The 16,863-nt window shown below is 44.9% G+C and carries 14 protein-coding genes; 2 read left to right on the top strand and 12 right to left on the bottom strand.

Annotation, left to right across the window (positions count from 1 at the left end; genetic code table 11):
- Positions 1 to 8: 8 nt before the first annotated feature.
- The 9 genes from R7Q39_RS13205 to nrfB all read right to left on the bottom strand — a co-directional run bounded on the left by R7Q39_RS13205 (position 9) and on the right by nrfB (position 9,141).
- Complete coding sequence (locus R7Q39_RS13205) at positions 9 to 1,391, bottom strand: di-heme oxidoredictase family protein (RefSeq protein WP_213966786.1); 1,383 nt, start codon at positions 1,389 to 1,391, stop codon at positions 9 to 11.
- A gap of 92 nt (positions 1,392 to 1,483) precedes the next feature.
- Positions 1,484 to 2,746, bottom strand: coding sequence for an imelysin family protein (locus R7Q39_RS13210; protein WP_318076366.1), 1,263 nt, complete (start codon positions 2,744 to 2,746; stop codon positions 1,484 to 1,486).
- Between the two features lie 174 nt (positions 2,747 to 2,920).
- Positions 2,921 to 3,517 (bottom strand): GTP cyclohydrolase II, encoded by a 597-nt coding sequence (locus tag R7Q39_RS13215; RefSeq protein WP_025767283.1) that lies wholly within the window; start codon positions 3,515 to 3,517, stop codon positions 2,921 to 2,923.
- Positions 3,518 to 4,057: 540 nt separating this feature from the next.
- On the bottom strand, positions 4,058 to 4,468 hold the full coding sequence (gene nrfF / locus R7Q39_RS13220; RefSeq protein WP_167415315.1) for a heme lyase NrfEFG subunit NrfF: 411 nt from the start codon (positions 4,466 to 4,468) through the stop codon (positions 4,058 to 4,060).
- Positions 4,455 to 4,988, bottom strand: coding sequence for a DsbE family thiol:disulfide interchange protein (locus R7Q39_RS13225; protein WP_054574739.1), 534 nt, complete (start codon positions 4,986 to 4,988; stop codon positions 4,455 to 4,457). The genes nrfF and R7Q39_RS13225 overlap by 14 nt, the downstream gene beginning before the upstream one ends.
- Positions 4,966 to 6,873, bottom strand: a complete 1,908-nt coding sequence (locus tag R7Q39_RS13230; protein ID WP_213894026.1) for a heme lyase CcmF/NrfE family subunit — start codon at positions 6,871 to 6,873, stop codon at positions 4,966 to 4,968. The genes R7Q39_RS13225 and R7Q39_RS13230 overlap by 23 nt, the downstream gene beginning before the upstream one ends.
- 9 nt (positions 6,874 to 6,882) lie before the next feature.
- Positions 6,883 to 7,854 (bottom strand): cytochrome c nitrite reductase subunit NrfD, encoded by a 972-nt coding sequence (gene nrfD, locus R7Q39_RS13235; RefSeq protein WP_115386150.1) that lies wholly within the window; start codon positions 7,852 to 7,854, stop codon positions 6,883 to 6,885.
- Positions 7,851 to 8,537: a cytochrome c nitrite reductase Fe-S protein gene (nrfC, locus tag R7Q39_RS13240; protein ID WP_086046905.1), complete on the bottom strand. Its 687-nt coding sequence runs from the start codon at positions 8,535 to 8,537 to the stop codon at positions 7,851 to 7,853. Before nrfC ends, nrfD begins: the two co-directional genes overlap by 4 nt.
- Position 8,538: 1 nt before the next feature.
- On the bottom strand, positions 8,539 to 9,141 hold the full coding sequence (gene nrfB, locus R7Q39_RS13245) for a cytochrome c nitrite reductase pentaheme subunit (protein WP_262640456.1): 603 nt from the start codon (positions 9,139 to 9,141) through the stop codon (positions 8,539 to 8,541).
- Between the two features lie 450 nt (positions 9,142 to 9,591).
- On the opposite strand from nrfB, the gene nrfA reads away from it, so the two are divergent.
- Positions 9,592 to 11,019, top strand: a complete 1,428-nt coding sequence (gene nrfA / locus R7Q39_RS13250; protein WP_130545100.1) for an ammonia-forming nitrite reductase cytochrome c552 subunit — start codon at positions 9,592 to 9,594, stop codon at positions 11,017 to 11,019.
- A gap of 129 nt (positions 11,020 to 11,148) precedes the next feature.
- Here nrfA and R7Q39_RS13255 read toward each other — a convergent pair whose 3' ends face one another.
- The 3 genes from R7Q39_RS13255 to gyrA all read right to left on the bottom strand — a co-directional run bounded on the left by R7Q39_RS13255 (position 11,149) and on the right by gyrA (position 15,213).
- Positions 11,149 to 11,703: a hypothetical protein gene (locus tag R7Q39_RS13255; RefSeq protein WP_130545101.1), complete on the bottom strand. Its 555-nt coding sequence runs from the start codon at positions 11,701 to 11,703 to the stop codon at positions 11,149 to 11,151.
- A gap of 42 nt (positions 11,704 to 11,745) precedes the next feature.
- Positions 11,746 to 12,369: a tetratricopeptide repeat protein gene (locus tag R7Q39_RS13260; protein ID WP_165401636.1), complete on the bottom strand. Its 624-nt coding sequence runs from the start codon at positions 12,367 to 12,369 to the stop codon at positions 11,746 to 11,748.
- Positions 12,370 to 12,492: 123 nt separating this feature from the next.
- Positions 12,493 to 15,213 carry a DNA topoisomerase (ATP-hydrolyzing) subunit A gene (gene gyrA, locus R7Q39_RS13265; RefSeq protein WP_005376821.1) on the bottom strand — a complete coding sequence of 907 codons (2,721 nt, stop codon included), beginning with the start codon at positions 15,211 to 15,213 and terminating at the stop codon, positions 12,493 to 12,495.
- Between the two features lie 475 nt (positions 15,214 to 15,688).
- Here gyrA and ubiG point away from each other — a divergent pair, with 475 nt between their 5' ends.
- The gene (gene ubiG / locus R7Q39_RS13270) at positions 15,689 to 16,396 is read left to right on the top strand and encodes a bifunctional 2-polyprenyl-6-hydroxyphenol methylase/3-demethylubiquinol 3-O-methyltransferase UbiG (protein WP_005376820.1); all 708 of its coding nucleotides are present in this window, start codon (positions 15,689 to 15,691) and stop codon (positions 16,394 to 16,396) included.
- Positions 16,397 to 16,863: the final 467 nt, after the last annotated feature.

Raw genomic sequence — 16,863 nt, forward strand, 5'->3', positions numbered from 1 at the left:
TTAGGTCCTTATAGAGAGTTCAGAAACGCAATGAGAGCATCACGTTCTTTTTTGTTCAGAGCTAAAACATTTTGTTTCGCCGTTTCAGCTTCGCCGCCGTGCCACAACACCGCTTCCATCAGGTTACGAGCGCGGCCATCATGTAGAAAGTAAGTGTGTCCGTTTACTTCTTCGGTATAACCAATGCCCCATAGCGGTGCCGTTCGCCATTCACGGCCGTTTGCTAAGTATTCCGGACGGTTATCGGCTAAGCCTTTACCCATGTCATGCAAAAGCATGTCGGTGTATGGGTGGATAAGCTGCTCAGAAAGCGCTGGTAACTCTGGTCGTTTCGCCGTTTTAACACTGGTCTTGTGGCAGCTTTCACAGCCAGACGCAGCAAAGATTTGCTGACCAAGTTTCACGTTAGGATCATTGACATTACGGCGAATAGGTACAGCTAAGTGCTGGCTGTAAAACTCTACGAAGTCGAGAATATTTTCACTCACTTCTGGTTTGCCGCCATTTGGCATGTCGTCACAAATGCTTTGTTTCGAGGTACAGTTTTCATTTGGGAATAAATGGCTCGTAAGACCCACATCACCATTAAATGCTGCTGCATTTTGCTGCATTAGCGTCGGTTGTCCTGCTTTCCAGCCAAAACGACCAATCGAGAAGTCGTCCTTCTCAATATCCCACACCTTATTGACTTTGCCTGAGATACCGTCTTTGTCGGCATCTTGTTCATCAGCCCAAGCAAGTAGCGTTTCGTCGGGAATACTCTCTAACAAACCAAGGCCGATCATTGGCGGTGCCACGCGTGCTGAGAACTCGGTATCAGGGTGCATATCGCCGTAACCCAGATCGGTAATGTTCAAATGAGGTTTTCTTAGCGTCACCGTCGTACCGTCTTTAAATTTCACTGGGACATCGGTGTAAGTGATTTCGATTTTGCCTTCTGGCGTTTGATCTTGCAGGGCGAAATCTTGAAGCTGGCCACCATAAGTCGGCTCAGGTATGCCGCCATCTTTGATGTAAGCTTTCTTTTGTTCTGGCGTCATCGCAGGAATGCTTAAGCGCACTAACATAGACACGGCATGTAAATCATCTTTCTCTGGCGGATGACCACGACCGTCTTTGATGTGACAATTCTGACAACCATTGGTGTTAAAAAGCGGGCCTAAGCCATCACGAGCGTCTGTTGACGCTGGCGCTTGTACCCAAGGGTTGCGGAAAAAGCTGTTACCGACGCTAAAATCGAGGCGTTTGCTCATTGGCAAGTTAGCAGCAGGAAGAGAATAGGCATTCGCGCCGTCTTTTTTAACACTGGTTTTGCCACCAGACTTAACATCATAAGCCATGGCAGAAGAAGAAAAGATCGCGGCTAGCGCAGAAATTAGGTATGGCTTCATATCATTGCTCTACATAGACAACAAGGGTGATAACAACGAGCTCAAACGTCAAAAGGGCTCACAAAGAGCCCTTATTTATTATGGTTTTCTTATTAAAACTCGTGGTCAGCAGTATCAGGGCTTAGGCTGTCGATGCCGACAATGCTTGCCGCGCGCTCAATCGCACCGGTTTGTGCTACCAACGACATGATGGTGTCGTTTACTAGCGCGTTGCCTTGTGCGTTACCCGCTGCAATAAGTTGGTCAAAGTGCTGGTTGTTCTTCTCTGCAGAAGTCACTAGCTCACCAACTTGGCTACGTGTTGTATCAAACTGCTTTTGAATTTCGGTCGCTGCTTTCTTGTCTTTTTGAGCAACAAGGTCAGCGATACTTGGACCAGATAGCGCTTTGCCGTTTACACCTTTGTATGTACCTGTGTAAACGTTGTAGATGCCTTGCTCATTGTAGTAGTGAGAGTTGTGCGTGTTGTCTGAGAAACAATCGTGCTCGTCTTCAGTTGAGTTTGCTTCTAGTGCCACCTTCATGCGCTCACCCGCTAGCTCACCTAGAGAAAGAGAACCCATGCCGAATAGCATCTTACGAAGACCATTGTCAGCAGATTCGTTTAGTAGCTCTTCACGGTAGTTACCTTTCACTTCAGCAGACCACTGCTTTTCCATCCACTCAAGGTCTTGAACCAGTAGATCAGCGGCTGCTTTTAGGTACTCACCACGACGTTCACAATGGCCATTCGTACACTCAGAACCCACAACGAAATCAGTGTAAGCGCGTTGACCTGCGCCTGCGTTAGTACCGTTTAGGTCTTGGCCCCAAAGCAAGAATTCAATCGCGTGGTAACCTGATGCAACGTTTGCCTCAGAACCACCTACTTCGTTTAAATCTGCTAGTAATTCTGGCGTAATTTTTGAAACGTCCAGTTTAGAAGCACCGATCTGTAGGCTAGTGTTCGCGATGATGTTGGCAGCAGCGCCCTCGTTACCCAATTCGTATTGGTAATCAGCCGCTACGTAGTCAATCAAACCTTCATCAAGTGGCCATGCGTTCAGCTGACCTTCCCAATCATCAACAATCGCGTTACCAAAACGGAAAACTTCAGACTGTTGGTAAGGAACGCGAGAATCGAGCCAAGCTTGTTTTACTTCTTCAAGCTTTTTCGCTGATGGTGATTTTAGGAATTCGTCGATTTTTACATCCAGCGCTTTCGCTGTTGTTACTGAATCAGCAAACACAGCATGGGCAACGTCCGCGTAATGTTCGACAACTTGTTGTTTAGTTACTGTAGCAGCAACGGTAGAACCACTGGCAATGAGGAGTGATGCAGCAATAGATTGGACTAAAACTTTTTTTGCATTCATCTGAAGCATCCTTGTTGAGCTTTTCAATTATCGTATTGGTAGTGCTAATTATTCTTATTTGCACTTTAGTCTCGAGATAATACAAATTTACAATTTATTTGCAACTCCAGATACAAAAAAACCTCATAAAAATGAGGTTTTTCACAGGCTTTATTGTCAGTTTTATCTTTAAGATTAAACCTTTAGGTCATGTTTTCCGTGAGAGACTTTTGCCTTCAGATAATTTTCGTTGCCATCTTTGATATGTGCAGAGGTATTGACAACCTCGCCAATTTCAATTCCGTACTCAGATAACTCACGAATTTTCTTAGGGTTGTTCGTCACGAGGCGGATCTTATTCACGCCTAAAGCTTCTAGCATTTGTGCTGCTTCTGTGAAATCACGCAGGTCATCATCAAAGCCCAAATGGTTGTTAGCTTCGTACGTGTTCATGCCCTGGCTTTGTAAGCGGTATGCATCGATCTTATTGTACAAACCAATACCACGACCTTCCTGACGGAGATACAAGATGATACCACCGGACTCGCCCATGCGATTGATCGTCTCTTCTAGTTGCTCACCACAGTCACAGCGTGAAGAGTGGAACACATCGCCTGTCAAACACTCAGAGTGCATACGAACTAAAGGCATGTCCTGAGTTTGGTCCGCTTGTTTAAAGATAATAGCAACATGCTCTTTGTCTGTCTTCAGACCATGGAAAGACAGAATTTCGGCATCAATGTTACTTTTTGCCCCGACTTTAAAATCTACTCTGGCACGTACTTCCGCCATATCTATACTCACTCGATTTATTGCTTGATGCGCTTGATGCGTTTTCGTTATTGCATTCATGGGATTTACTCGTTGCTCTTCAACTATGGGGACTGATACCGCATTTTGCAATATAGAGATCACAATTGAGGGCAGTTATCCACTCAAGACAGCAAAAGAGAAACACTCTCCAACTGAACAATTGTTATATTATAACAATTTAAAAAAACTACAATAAAAAACCCCAGACAAATTTTGTCTGGGGTTTCAAGAAGGTCGTTTGGTCTATCTTTTAATGGGTCTGACTGCGCTTCCAAACGGCGAGCGTTGAAGTAACTTGAGGCAGGTTCGGTGATTGCAATGCACGAATCTGCGAATAGAAGTCTTTTTTAAGTTGTAATATAACTGAATCCACTGCGTGCACCTATTTCGTTCTTTTATTACTTATCCAGCTCAAAATTTTTATTTTCTTTATACTGGAAACTTCATAAATTCGGAAAAATGATAACATTCTGCTTGTTAAGTGCACAATTTATTTTTAATAGTGGAATAACGGTCACATTAATTACGCTTCACCATTCGGATCGAATATAAGACAAAAAAGATCAAAAATAGCACAGGAAAGATCCACAACAGCGCCGTGGAATAATTTAATGGTGGTTGATACAGAACAATATTCCCATAACGAGCAACTAGATAGTCCTTTATTTCTTGATCTGAGCTGCCTTCATTGGCCATCGTATACACTTTCAACCTCAGGTCTTTAGCCGCTTGTGCATTAGACTCGACAAGGTTTTGGTTTTGACACTGCGGGCAGCGTAATGTCTTGGCTAGCGAGTTTGCACGCTGTTGCACTTCAACAGAATGAAACTCAAACAGATCAACATTCTGTTCTAAATCCGCACTTATCGTGAAAGGAGAAAATAGTATAAATAGGATTAAAGTGAGGAGAAGACTATTAAATCGAAACATTCAAGTATCCTGAAAATATATCGTTCCATTTATCTGCCGTTAGCTCTCCACGATATTTGATCAATATACGACCATTTGGATCAATCAAGTAAGTTTCCGGCGTTCCGATAACACCTAGCTCCACAGCGAGCTTTCCATTAGGGTCACTAATTACTTCAATATATGGATTTCGTTTAGAGCTCAAATATTCACGAGCGGCTTGTTTTTGATCTCTATAATTCAGCCCAATAATAGGCACACCGAGTTCTGCTAACTGCAATAACTCTTCATGCTCTCGTTTGCATACTCCGCACCAAGATGCCCAAACATTCAATAATTTATATCCGTCGCTTTTGAACAACTGCTCAGAAACCATGTCATCAGAGATCAGAGAAGTAGAGCGAAAATTAGGTGTCTCTAAATTTCGTTGTGGGGACAATTCAACATGTGGTCGCTCAGACAAAGCCACCGCAGTTACTACAGCAAACACGGCAACAGCCACAACGAGACCTGCGAGTTTAAGCGTATTTCTCGATCGCATTGATAGCCTCTCTCCTTTTCTTTAGGCCGGTTAATAGCGCACCAAACACAGCTAGTAGCCCGCCAGACCATATCCACCAAATACCTGCGCGGTACTGAACTTTAATCGCATAAGCATGAGTATCGACTTTGTCACCCAATGTCACGTAATAATCGCCATGCCATAGTGAACGAATCGCAGGCTCGGTCATATTCATCACTCGCACAGGGTAATGACGCTTTTGCGGGTTGAAATTGAGCATGCGTCCATCTTCCAAGTGCAAGGTGATCTGTCCTTGTTCCGCGGTGTAGTTTGGCCCCACCAGCCATTCGATACCATGATAATCGATAGTGATCCCCGCCCTTTGTTGAGAACTGCCGGGTTCGACACGTAAATTGTGTTCATATGAGTAGTGACTGTTGAATACAGCTCCACTCACCGCCAGCGCAAAACCGATATGTGCCATCACGATTGGCATGAGTTTGCGCTTATTGGAACAACGAAACAGCATAACGAGATGCGCCACAATCACCCAAGTAGCCAACGTTATGGTTAGCAATACTTCGAAATGCAGTGCGTGCACTAAGAAGATAAACCCGATCCCAGAGACAAGAGATAACGCAATACTGATCGCAATATCAGCGCTTACACTCGGCACTGTGCCTTTTGTCCATTTCAGCAGCGGCATGAAAGCTAAGGCAATCAGAGCCAGTATGCTTAATGGCAAGATCAGACTATTAAAATAAGGTGCGCCAACTGAAATGTTTCCTAAACCGAGCAGTTGATAAACCATCGGATAAAAAGTGCCAAGAAAAACGATAGCAGTCGCAATAACCAGCAGCCCTTTGGCGATGTAAGCAGTGTAAGCTCGGCTCGCTAGAGATTGAAGTTTGAAGCGAGGGAGTTGTTCTCCTCGCAAAATCAATACGCCAAAAGTGATGATGACAAGCAAGCTCAATACACCAATCAGCACCAAACCTTTAGTTGGGTCCACCGCAAAAGCGTGCACTGAAGTCAGCACGCCAGAGCGCACCACGAATGTCCCTAAAATGCTTAGGCTGAACGTAGCAAACGCCAGTGCATAGGTGCTCCAAATTGCGCCTCTGTTACGTGTTGCGACAACACCGCTGTGCAACAAAGCAGTACCAGTAAGCCAAGGGAGTAGAGAAGCGTTCTCCACAGGGTCCCAAAACCACCAGCCGCCCCACCCTAGCTCATTGTACGCCCACCATGATCCCACCAAGATACCCAACGTGAGCGTTCCCCATGCAAAAAACGCTGCGCTTCGAGCAACCACATACCAATCGCTCATCGGTTGTTTACCCAATAGCGCTGCTAATGCAAAAGCTAATATTGCTGCGTAACCGACATAACCGAGATAAAGCAATGGTGGATGAATGATAAGCCCAACATCTTGCAACATTGGGTTTAGATCTCGTCCTTCCGACGCCAATACTTGGGCATACTCGAACGGGTTAGAGGTCATTAACGTGAACCAAGCAAATGTCGCAATAAGAACGTTCATGATTCCTAAACAGTCACAAGTATATTGGGCGTTGAGCGGTGACTTAAATGCAATAAACGACGCCCATAAACTCAAGGTGACGACCCAAAACAACATGGAGCCTTGGTGCCCACCCCAAGCGGCAGCAATCTTGAATGCTACGGGAAGTTGACTGTTGGAATGCGTAACAACATATTCCAACGCAAAGTTGTCTTGCACGAAGCAGACGATCAGAAGTGCTAAACAAATGAAGGAAGCTAAGCTAATGATGTGGGACATCGCGACTTGATGCGGCAATGTCGCCTTCTTACTCATAGCACGACGTAGCCAATGCAGCAACGATGCACAAGTCGATGTTACAGCCACCAATATCAGTAAGAAGAACCCTAGCTCAGCTTCCATTTATCCCCCTTACACTACGGTCATTTGACCGGCATAGAGAATGAAAGTACGCAGCATAAGTACGCCAACCAAGCTCAACGTCGTGACCACAAAAACGTAACTGCCTTTGTGGCGCACTTCAGAAGGCGTCAACCAATTGAGAGTCAAAGGCGTAATCATGCCGATGAACACTACCCCAACCCAGAACCATTGAGCCCAGAACCCACTCGAAATTGCATTCCAAGCCGCGACTTCGTTCTGACCACCGCTGAAGATCAATCCAGTAAAGAAGGTCACTAAGACAAACAACTCAAACAACACTACTGGGCGTTCAAATCCGTGCACCCAAGATACACTTGGGCTGCTGGTCGACTCTTTAAACACCAAGATGCCGAACATCAAGCATGCCGCTGCGCCCGAGGACAAACTAGAGAACAGGAACAAGATTGGCAGTACTGGATTGTTTAGCATTGGATAAGTCTTCAACGCAGACAATAGAAAGCCAGTGTACGCTGCAAGTACGATGGCTAAGAAGCCCAAGAACAATTCAATGGCGTTGTTGGCTTTCCCCGCCTTAATCAAAATGCCATCGGCAAAATCCAGCAGTTTGCTTGGTAACTTCCCTTCACAGAAGCTGATGATTTGATGGCGGAAGATAACGCCAATCCAAACAAACAACACGATCATGTACACTTGGAACAAGATCACGCCCATCGACATTACCGACGTTGGGTTGTAGTAGATCATGATCTTCCAAAACTCTAAAGGCTTGGTTAAATGGAAAATCAAAATTACCAACCCAGCAATGATGCCAAATGGTGCGAGCCAAGCCATCGCTTTCATGATGCCGTTGTTTGCGGGATCACCTTCAATCACTTTGCGTTTTAAATAGATAGAAATCATCACCGCACCTGCTGACATCCCAGCAAGGAATAAGTAAATCGCGATGATCCAATCCCAGACTAACGAGTCAAAGTGGAATGCACTTTCGAAGCCGTTCATGATGACACCTCCCCTTTGCTATGCGGAATTTTGTACAGTTTAGGTTGGGTACCTAAGTGCGATTTATCGCGATAGACAACATGGCTTTCGATAGCTTTGCTCACCTCGCTAGTTGGATCATTTAAATCACCAAAGATGAGTGCTTTTGTTGGGCAAGATTCCACGCAAGCTGGCTGCTTACCTTGCGCTAGGTTGGTATCACGGCAGAAGTTACATTTATCCGCAGAGTGATCGACTGGATTAAAGAAGCGCACTTGGTAAGGGCAAGCGGCAAGGCAATAACCACATCCGACACATTTCTCTTTGTGCACATCCACGATGCCGGTCGCTTCATCTTTGTATGCAGCGCCTGTTGGACAAACGTACACACATGGTGGGTTATCACAGTGCTGACAGGATTCGCGAGTAAACTGGTATTCCACATCTGGAAATTCGCCAATCGGTTCACTGCGATGAATTTTAAGTCGCGTTACGCCTTCAGGGACTTTATTTACTTCGCGACAAGCATCGGTACAAGCGGTACAGCCAATGCAGGCATTTTCATCATGAACCATACCCATGCGTTTCGCTTGTTCACGGTTGCTGGCATAAAGAGAGGAGCTAACAACGGAAGTGCCTGCAACGCCTGTAGTTAAAATCAACGCGCCGCTGCCGGCTAAAAAGTTTCTTCTCGAACATTTCATGCTATCTCTCCTCTTCTTTGGCAAGTTCAGGTTCGACGGCAAATTCAGAGTGACAATCCACACACTGCTTGATCAGTTGTTTTCTGTCGTACGACAACGCTTTGGTTTTCGCTGCGTGTACATCGTGGCAATTTGAACAAGTGAGGTTTTTGGCGTGCACATCGTGCGTCCAGTGGCTTTCTCTCAGTTGTGTCGGTGCATGGCAATCCACACATCGGCTGTTGGCTTTAAGAATCATGCTTGGATCAAGGAACACTTTGTCGTGTACCTCTTTCGATTGCGCGGCAGAAAACTTAATCACATCAGGCGCGCCTTCACGGTGATCAGGGCCGATGTTGCTATGGCAGTTAGTGCAATTGAGTTGCTTCCCTTGGCTGAGTAGAGCTTGCGGGTCATGCGAAAGGTTCAGAGTCTCTTTTGCATCCTTATGACATTGCAGACACTTGTAGTCACGGTCACGGATCAACTCGACTTGATGACGCTCAGCTTGAGCACCTTCAATCGGCTCTGAAGAAGTCGCATGGGCGGCGATGGAGAAACCATAGATGGCAAAGACGAAGAGAAGTTTCAGCATTGTCTCTATGGTCAATTTTATATTGCCCATATTGTTCTTTCCTTAGCTCGATAATAATTGATAACTATTCTCAATTATTTATTTGAGCGACAATTAATTTCCTCTGAAGATATTTTTTAGATCTTCAAATGACATCAATTCTTATTTCGGAAAGCCACAACGCTAAACCTATATTTATAATACCTCTATTATTCATAAGGGGTAGAAACACCTGCTCAAAAAGCGAACCAAATCACCCTATTTTTAAAAAGGTTAAAAACCCAAAGCATTGTAGAACAATGACTTAACAACTACCACTTTAGAGGTATATAAATTCAAACATGACTGAGATCACTGGTGTAAATTGATCTAAAACAAGACAAGATTCACTCTCTATTTCATCTATCCAATTAAGCAATATTATTAATCGTAGATCTCCAGTTCTTATTTGGAATAGCTCCTCACAACGCTGCTAATAAAAACGAATATGGAGATAACACTGTGAGCATAAAACACTGGATGAGCGCACCTATTGCGGTTGCGACCTTATTCGCCAGCCAATTATTTTTGGTTGGCGCTCCGTTAGCGGCAGAAGAGAAGGATTTTATCGATCCTCGTAACGATGTCTTTGAACAGAACCACCCTGATCAATACCATTCTTGGAAAGCAACATCCGAAAGTGAGCACATTGAAGATGCTCTAAGTGAAGACCCAAACATGGTTATCCTGTGGGCTGGTTATGGCTTCGCGAAAGACTACAACAAAGCGCGCGGTCACTTTTACGCACTTGATGATGTTCGCCAAACCTTACGTACTGGCGCACCAACCGACGAGAAGTCCGGGCCTATGCCGATGGCGTGCTGGAGCTGTAAAAGCCCAGACGTTGCTCGCGTGATTGATGAACGTGGTGAAGACGGTTATTTCGAAGGTAAATGGGCACGCTTAGGCTCAGAAATCGTCAACCCTATCGGTTGTTCCGATTGCCACAACACGGGCTCTGAAGCCTTCAAGAAAGGCGAACCCGCGCTGGCACTGACTCGCCCATACGTCGAGCGTGCTTTTGATACTATTGGTAAAAACTTTGATGAACAATCTCGCCTAGATAAGCAAGCATCGGTCTGCGCTCAATGTCACGTTGAATACTACTTCACCGGCCCGACTAAAGCGGTTAAGTTCCCATGGGACATGGGCACCACCGTTAATGACATGGAGAAATACTACGACGCGTTGAATTTCAAAGATTGGACGCATGCCGTATCTAAAGCGCCGATGCTAAAAGCACAACACCCAGGTTTCGAAACTTGGAGAGCGGGTATTCATGGTAAAAACAAAGTGGTGTGTGTGGACTGCCACATGCCTAAAGTGACCAAAGAAGACGGTACAGTCTACACAGACCACAAAGTGGGTAACCCATTTGATCGTTTTGAAGACACCTGTGCGCAATGCCATACCCAACCTAAAGAGCAGCTACAAGGCATCGTCTCGACTCGCAAAGCGCAAGTACTGAACATGAAGCTAACCGCCGAGAAGCAAATCGTAGCGGCACACTTTGAAGCAGGCGCAGCGTGGAAAGCAGGTGCAACAGAAGCAGAGATGGAACCTATCCTACAAGATATTCGCCATGCACAATGGCGTTGGGACTACGCGATTGCTTCTCACGGTGTTCACATGCATGCTCCTGAGGTAGCACTTGAAGTACTAGGTACTGCAGTTGACCGCGCTGCTGACGCCCGTACCAAATTAGTTCGTTTACTGGCAACCAAAGGCATTACTGACCCTGTTCAAATTCCAGATATCTCGACCAAAGCGAAAGCACAACAAGCACTGGGCATGGATATGGATAAGATGAACGCAGACAAGAAACACTTCCTAGAAACAGTAGCGCCAGAGTGGGATAAAGCAGCAGCTGAACGCGAAGCCACGTATTAGTCTAACTGGCAACGGTTAACTTATAGATACAACAAGGGGCGTACTAAACGCCCCTTTTTTTGTTTATTTGTTTCTTTGTTATCTTTATTTCTTCATCCCCGATTCTATCGAGAGACAAAATCGAATGTACTAGCGACGAGGAAGCCTAGGTCTAGGTTGAATATTTGGACGTGCTTTAGGCATCTGCACATTTGGGCGAGCAACTGGGCGCTGGATCTTCGTTTCCGGTAATGCTTTTCTTTGTTGAACCTTTTCTTTCACCGCCTTGCCTTGTAAAGTCGCTGGTTCAATATGCTCCGGACGATTCTCCCATTTGGTTCGAATCTCTTGCTTTTGCTCGTCAGGCAGTGATTGCCAATGATCGTCAAGTTGGCGTTTCATGTTATCGATATTGGCGGACATATCGTCGTCTTTCCAATCTTCGACTTTGTCTTTGATGGATTGCTGTTGGTCTTCATCTAAACCATTCCACCACTCTTCCAGTTTCTCTTTGTATTCATCGTCGTTGTCGCAACAGCCCGGATAGTAATAAATCCAGTAGTCGTCATGATCGTACCACCACGGGTCGTAGTAACCCGATGAATAATAAACCGTAGAGGAAGAGCCAGAATGATCGGAAGAGCTACAACCCGCCAATACAGAGCCGCACAGCAAAACCAATATGCTTAGTGCTTTATTTTTCATTCGTTGCCCACCTTTCTCTCTATTGCTTGTTAAATTGTACGCTTACAATAGCTCTTTTGCTTTGTTAATAGAGTTAATGATTTGCACCCTATCTAAATTTGGATCATCAGAATCTAATAATAGTACCCAGGCATCAATCGCTTCCTGAAAGCGGAATGACAGAAAATGGTCATTTGCGATCAAAGACAAAGCCGCTTCATTATGCGGTTCTATCTGTAGAGCTTGTTCCAGAAGCAGGCTGACTTCTTGCGTCATAGATTGTTGGTGGATATAGTATAAAGTGGTCGCCTTTGCAGCAAGTTGCGTGGCACTGACAGGTTCAGTCAGTTGGATCGCGTAGTCAAAACAAATCAACGCACCGTCAAATTCACCCTCTAGCAGGTAGCCCTGCCCGAGTTGGAACCACAATTCAGCGTTGTTTGGATCCTCTCGCAACTGGTCTTGAATCTCTTTCATGATGTCACGAGCAGTCATCATTCGTGACATTTCCGCTTGTATTGGTTTAGGCGGAGTTTGATGCAGCAATAAGAAACTGGCACTCGTCACGACAAGTACTAACAGGCAAAAGCCAAACCATTGAGCAGGTTTAACTTTTGATGCACTCAGTGATAAGAGTACGATAAACAACCCCATTAGAGTGATGGCAGCGAAAAACCAAACAGACATAACACGTCCCATAAACAAAGATAACGTCAGTGTACGCATTTCTTACTTTAAATGCGTTGATACAGATACAAAAAAGCCGAGCAACTAAGGCTCGGCTTTTCATATCAGGATAACGATGTAAGATTACTCTTCGTTACCTTCCTCTGCATCATCAGCAGCTGGAGCTTCTGAAGCGTCTTGCTGCGTATTTTCGCCTGTTGACTCTAACGCTTCTGCATCTTCATCAGCAGGCAGCTCTTCATCATCAACTTCTTCAATACGTTGCAAACCAACAACTGATTCATCTTCCGCAGTACGGATAAGCGTTACACCTTGTGTGTTACGACCAACCTGGCTAACTTCACCCACACGAGTACGTACTAACGTGCCAGCGTCGGTGATCATCATCATTTCATCACCTTCAACAACCTGGATAGCACCAACTACCGGGCCATTTCGCTCAGAAACTTTGATAGAAACTACACCTTGAGTGCCACGACCTTTTGTCGGGTACTCGCTAAGTGCTGTACGTTTACCATAACCGTTTTCTGTAACCGTTAGGATGTCGCCTTCGTGCGAAGGAACAATAAGTGATACAACTTGGTCATTTTCAGCCAGTTTCATACCACGAACACCAGAGGCGGTACGACCCATAGGACGAACACCTTTAAACTTGATCTCTGGCTGACCATTCTCATCAAGAACTGGTTTACCATTTTCATCAAGTACTGGAATCTCCTCTGCTTCTTTAAAGCGAACCACTTTACCCGCTTTAGAGAACAGCATGATTTCGTTTTCGCCGTTAGTGATATCCACACCGATTAACGAATCGTCTTCACGTAGGTTCACAGCGATTAGGCCGTTTGAACGTACGTTTGCAAACTGGTTCAACGGCGTTTTCTTAACCGTACCGTCACCTGTTGCCATGAAGATGAATTTGTCTTCAGAGAATTCATCAACACGCAGAATCGCGGTAATGCGCTCACCTTCTTCGAGTGGAAGGATGTTCACAATTGGCTTACCACGCGCAGTACGGCTCGCTAGAGGCAATTGGTAAACTTTCAGGCGGTATGTTTTACCACGAGTAGAGAAACACAAGATGTTATCGTGGGTATTCGCCACTAGAAGACGCTCGATATGGTCTTCATCTTTCATCTTAGTCGCACTCTTACCTTTACCACCACGGCGCTGTGACTCGTAGTCGCTCAGTACTTGGTACTTAACGTAACCACCGTGAGATAGAGTAACCACAACGTCTTCACGTGCGATCAGCTCTTCCATGTCAATATCATGGCTCGCAGCTGTGATTTCTGTACGACGAGCGTCACCAAAGCCGTCACGAACCGCTTCAAGTTCCTCACGGATAACTTCCATCAAACGCTCAGTGCTCGCAAGGATATGCATGAGTTCAGCGATTTCTTCTAGAAGTGTTTTGTATTCGCCAAGAATCTTCTCGTGTTCTAGACCTGTTAGTTTATGTAAACGTAGATCTAGGATAGCTTGTGCTTGTTGCTCAGTCAGGAAGTACTGACCATCACGAATACCATATTCAGGCTCTAGCCATTCAGGGCGCGCAGCATCTGTACCAGCACGCTCTAGCATTGCTGAAACGTTGCCTAAATCCCAACCACGAGCGATAAGACCCGCTTTTGCTTCAGCCGGTGTAGGTGCCTTACGGATAAGCTCAATGATTTCATCAATGTTAGCAAGCGCTAGAGCTAAACCTTCAAGGATATGAGCACGTTCACGCGCTTTACGCAGTTCGAAGATAGTACGACGTGTCACAACTTCACGACGGTGATCAACGAAGCACTTCAACATATCTTTTAGGTTGAATAGCTGTGGCTGGCCATTATTTAGGGCCACCATGTTGATACCGAAAGTGGTTTGCAGCTGAGTCTGAGCGTAAAGGTTGTTTAGAACTACTTCGCCCACAGCATCGCGCTTACACTCAATAACAATGCGCATACCGTCTTTATCTGACTCGTCGCGCAGTGCACTGATGCCTTCTACTTTCTTATCTTTAACTAGCTCAGCGATCTTTTCGATCAAGCGAGCTTTGTTCACCTGGTAAGGAATTTCAGTGACGATAATGGTCTCTTTACCATTCTTCTCCACTTCGATGTCCGCTTTCGAACGCATGTAGATTTTGCCACGACCTGTTTTGTACGCGTCTACAATGCCTTTACGACCGCTGATAAGCGCCGCCGTTGGGAAATCAGGACCAGGAATGTAATCCATTAGTTCATCAATAGTGATTTCTTCATTATTGATGTATGCAAGACAGCCATCAATCACTTCGCCAAGGTTATGAGGCGGGATGTTGGTTGCCATACCTACTGCGATACCAGAAGCACCGTTAACCAATAGGTTTGGAATTTTAGTTGGAAGAACCGCTGGGATCTGCTCAGTACCGTCGTAGTTTGGTACGTAGTCTACGGTTTCTTTGTCTAGGTCAGCCAATAGTTCATGGGCAATTTTTGCCATTCGAACTTCGGTGTAACGCATTGCCGCAGCAGAGTCGCCATCGATCGAGCCAAAGTTACCTTGACCATCGACCAGCATGTAACGAAGCGAGAACGGCTGAGCCATACGTACGATTGTGTCGTACACAGCACTATCACCATGTGGGTGGTATTTACCGATTACGTCGCCGACAACACGGGCTGATTTTTTATATGGTTTGTTCCAATCGTTGCCTAGTACGTTCATCGCGAATAAAACGCGGCGGTGTACTGGTTTTAGGCCATCACGCACATCTGGAAGAGCACGACCCACGATGACTGACATCGCATAGTCTAGGTATGAACCTCTAAGCTCATCTTCAATGTTTACGGGCGTGATCTCTTTAGCTAAATCGCTCATAGAGCCATTATCCCTCTATTATCTGATCGTAATTACGATACGTGTAAGGTGCAAAAATATAACACACAATTCATCACTTCGGCATCACTTTCCCTCTCCTTTTATCAGGTTGTGAGCTTGGTTATGAATCAAATGTCGAGAATTTGCACACTCATCCCATATCTTTCTGATTAGTGGTTATATTTCGGCCAATATTGAGCAAAATCGGACCCTTTACGCGGAAAAGCGAGGTAAATTCCTTTAACCACACAACGCGAAAATGCAGGTTTTAGAGTTATTGTCACTGGCACCAGTTCAAGGATGAACCAAAAACAATAGCTAGCGCTTTACAAATTACAGGCACCTGTCTCGATTGCCGCGCCAGTGAACTCTGTCATTGTCCCTTAACTAAGCACATCGAGGTTGTTTGGGTGTAAAACGTTGGAGTATACTGGCGCCCTCTAAAGGACTCAGATTGAATGCAATAAAACCAATTATGACTAAAGCACAAAACGTCGACCCAAGTGAAATTAAGAAATTCGAGGACATGGCTTCTCGATGGTGGGATTTAGAAGGCGAGTTTAAGCCGCTTCATCAAATTAACCCACTTCGTTTGAACTATGTACTTGAAAAAGCAAATGGCTTGTTTGGCAAGCGCGCACTTGATGTCGGCTGTGGTGGTGGCATTCTTGCTGAAAGCATGGCAAAAGAAGGCGCTATTGTGACTGGACTTGATATGGGTAAAGAACCATTAGAAGTCGCGCGACTACATGCATTAGAAACCGGTACTCAACTGACCTACATTCAGAGCACAATAGAAGACCACGCTATAGAAAACGCAGGAACTTACGATGTCGTGACTTGTATGGAGATGCTTGAACACGTTCCAGATCCTCTCTCCGTTATCCGCTCTTGTGCTGCGCTAGTCAAACCCGGTGGTCACGTGTTTTTCTCAACTTTGAACCGAAACATTAAGTCGTACTTATTTGCTATTGTCGGTGCTGAGAAGCTTCTTAAGATTGTTCCTGAAGGCACTCATGAGCACGATAAGTTTATCAAGCCAGCCGAAATGATGAAGATGATAGACCAAACTGACCTGACGGAAATGGGCATTACTGGGCTTCATTACAACCCTCTAAATGACAGCTACAAACTCGGTCGTAATGTAGATGTAAACTACATCGTTCATACTAAAAAATACTGAACGCTATTAAGTTAAAAAATGAGTTTTGTGATTGACATTTTTTAAAGAAAATGAATCGGAAGCGGTAGCACAAAGTTGCCGCTTTTTTTGTCTTATTATGGCTAAAATTCGTGCTCTAGATTCCATTTTGACCAAGCCATTTTTCGTAGATAAAAACGGCCAAAGATCAAGGAAAATATTTTTGCATGCGGTTATTTCTAAACCGATCTCGAAACCGTACTTTTAACCATTCAAGTCTGCCCTTTTCTCATCGGTTAGTGTTCACTTACTGATTTTTTTCATTTTGTCAGTTATCCACAAGTCATCCCCGAACTGTACCTTGATAAATCAGTGTAATAGCACTATCTTGTAACCCGCAAACAAATGAACCCCTATATGTTGTGTTTAAGCGACAATATATAGATAGACTTTGATCACAAAGCCGCCGCAAGCTTTACTCATATTGCACATAAACAAACAAAAATACG

The organism is Vibrio sp. 947 (assembly GCF_033339115.1).
Lineage (GTDB): Bacteria > Pseudomonadota > Gammaproteobacteria > Enterobacterales > Vibrionaceae > Vibrio > Vibrio alginolyticus.

Bases quoted from the DNA above. Each gene is read 5' to 3' on its own strand.
- R7Q39_RS13205 (WP_213966786.1), bottom strand. From the start codon at position 1,391: ATGAAGCCATACCTAATTTCTGCGCTAGCCGCGATCTTTTCTTCTTCT.
- nrfD (WP_115386150.1), bottom strand. From the start codon at position 7,854: ATGAACGGCTTCGAAAGTGCATTCCACTTTGACTCGTTAGTCTGGGAT.
- nrfF (WP_167415315.1), bottom strand. From the start codon at position 4,468: ATGTTTCGATTTAATAGTCTTCTCCTCACTTTAATCCTATTTATACTA.
- R7Q39_RS13260 (WP_165401636.1), bottom strand. From the start codon at position 12,369: ATGTCTGTTTGGTTTTTCGCTGCCATCACTCTAATGGGGTTGTTTATC.
- R7Q39_RS13230 (WP_213894026.1), bottom strand. From the start codon at position 6,873: ATGGAAGCTGAGCTAGGGTTCTTCTTACTGATATTGGTGGCTGTAACA.
- R7Q39_RS13210 (WP_318076366.1), bottom strand. From the start codon at position 2,746: ATGAATGCAAAAAAAGTTTTAGTCCAATCTATTGCTGCATCACTCCTC.
- ubiG (WP_005376820.1), top strand. From the start codon at position 15,689: ATGACTAAAGCACAAAACGTCGACCCAAGTGAAATTAAGAAATTCGAG.
- nrfC (WP_086046905.1), bottom strand. From the start codon at position 8,537: ATGAAATGTTCGAGAAGAAACTTTTTAGCCGGCAGCGGCGCGTTGATT.
- R7Q39_RS13215 (WP_025767283.1), bottom strand. From the start codon at position 3,517: ATGGCGGAAGTACGTGCCAGAGTAGATTTTAAAGTCGGGGCAAAAAGT.
- R7Q39_RS13225 (WP_054574739.1), bottom strand. From the start codon at position 4,988: ATGCGATCGAGAAATACGCTTAAACTCGCAGGTCTCGTTGTGGCTGTT.
- R7Q39_RS13255 (WP_130545101.1), bottom strand. From the start codon at position 11,703: ATGAAAAATAAAGCACTAAGCATATTGGTTTTGCTGTGCGGCTCTGTA.
- nrfB (WP_262640456.1), bottom strand. From the start codon at position 9,141: ATGGGCAATATAAAATTGACCATAGAGACAATGCTGAAACTTCTCTTC.
- gyrA (WP_005376821.1), bottom strand. From the start codon at position 15,213: ATGAGCGATTTAGCTAAAGAGATCACGCCCGTAAACATTGAAGATGAG.